At 69.7% G+C, this 1,982-nt stretch carries 1 protein-coding gene; it reads right to left on the reverse strand.

The genetic code is table 11. The features are described 5' to 3' along the window. Positions 1-1,768: hypothetical protein (locus IFT51_RS14705; RefSeq protein WP_192061836.1), on the reverse strand; the 1,768-nt coding region annotated here is incomplete at its 3' end. Between the last annotated feature and the right edge of the window lie 214 nt (positions 1,769-1,982).

Consider the following 1,982-nt stretch of genomic DNA (forward strand, 5'->3'; position numbering starts at 1 on the left):
GCTCCAACTCCACGGGAGCCATCGCGACCGGAGCCAACGGGCCGAAGTCACCGACGACAGAGACCGGCGCCGTACCAGCGGCCCGGAACGCACCCTGCGCGCTCGTGCCGGCGAGCACGAACTGCATCGCGTTGTCCTCGACGTCGGCCGCGTCGGCCGGCGTGACCACGGCGATCTTCCACCGCAGGATCTCGTCCCTGGCGGTCTGCCACCCCGTCGCACCGTTCGCCGCGGTGTCCCAGGTGTAGGTGTAGGTGCGACCATCGGCCGAACGCTCACCGCCGGTCAGCTGCATCCCCGTCGGGTCCTCCACACCGTCACGGACGAACGCACCGGTGATCTCGTCCTGATCCTCGGCGAAGGTCGTCCCCTCCGGGGCGGTGACGGTCACCGACGCAGCGGGCCGACCCAAGAACTCGTCGGCGACCTTCGCCTCGAACGTCACCTCGCGCTCGGTACCCCGAGTGAGCTCCAGAGGAGCCATCGTCGCGGGAGCCACCGGACCGAAGTCGCCCGGGATCGACACGGGAGCTTCACCCGTCGCTCTGAACGCGCCCTGCGTGCTGGTGCCGACGAACCGGTACGCCATCGCGTTGCCCTCGACGTCGACCGCACCGGTCGGCGTGCTGACGGCGATCTTCCACCGCAGGATGTCACCCTTCAGGGTCTGCCACCCCGTCGCACCGTTCGCCACGGTGTCCCACACGTACGTGTACGTGCGACCGTCCGCCGACCGTTCACCACCGGTCAACCGCATCCCACCGGACGACGAGACACCGTCGCGGACGAACTCCCCGAGGATCTCGTCCTGACCCTCGGCGAACGTCGTCCCCTCCGGGGCGGTCAGCGTCACCTCGGCAGCGGGCCTCTCCAGGACCTCGTCTGTGGCCGTCGCCTCGAAGGTCACCTCGCTGTCCGCTCCCCGCGTCAGTTCCACGGGAGCCATCGTCACCGTGTCGAGAGGACCCGTCCCCGCGACCTCGACCTCGACGGTGTCCTGCACGTCGCCGTTCGGCAGCGTCTGGGTCACGACGACCGTCGTCGGATCGGTCGGGACGCCGGGCAGTGCCAACTCGTACGTGCCGGCGTCGGACACGACGACCGATTCGCCTCGGGCGGAGACGGTCGCGCCGGTGGTGCCGACACCCGAGATGCGACCGGGGCCGCCGTCCGCAGTGGCCGTCAACACGCGCTCCGAGAGCATGCGATCGTCCATCACGAGGGGACGCTTGCCCCCGCCGCTCAGCAGGAACAGGAACGTCCCCGCGCTTCGGGGGACGAGACCGTGGGTCGGCCTGGCGACGGGCGCGAGCGTCTTGTCGAACCCCTGCACGGAGTTCGCGTCGGTCCAGGTCCAGAGCTGCTCGGAGGAGTCGGAGCATGTCGCGAAGGCCAGGTAGGTGAAGTTGTTCGCCGGGATCAGACAGCGGTCATCGTTCGCACCCGTTCCGCGCACCTGCCCCTGTTGGCCGACGGCCGGCAGCGAGAACCAGCTGGCGTCGTCGACGGTGGTCGTCCGCATCGTGTCGGGGTCGATGCGGAGACCGTACTGGACGTCGTCGGAGCTGTTGATGACCAGCGGTCCGACACGACGTGTGGACTCGGCCTCCGCGTTCTCGCTCGTGGTGCTGGTGACGGTCGTGCCCCGCTCGGCGCTGGGGGCCGCGACAGCCCCGGGCCCGAATGCGAGCCCCGAGACGACGGTCGCCGTCGCGAGTGCGGCCGCACCCAGGCGCTTCGCCGGGGTGTTCTTCTTCTTGTTCGTCACGTGGCGATTCGTTCTTTCTTTCTGGCCGTCGAGGGACGGCGTGAGGGGAGAGATCTGTCGGCGCCGGGTCACCGGGCACCGACCTCGGGGCGCAGGGGAAGCCGAGGAGGCGCGGGTCGTGTCGACCCGCGCCTCCCCCGTGTTCGTTGCGACTAGTCCGCGGTGTTGAAGCGGATCGTCTGGCTGCCGTTTTCGATGTCGGCGCGCTCGCTGG

Origin of the sequence: Frigoribacterium sp. CFBP 13712 (genome assembly GCF_014842255.1) — a bacterium.
Taxonomy (GTDB): Bacteria; Actinomycetota; Actinomycetes; order Actinomycetales; family Microbacteriaceae; genus Frigoribacterium.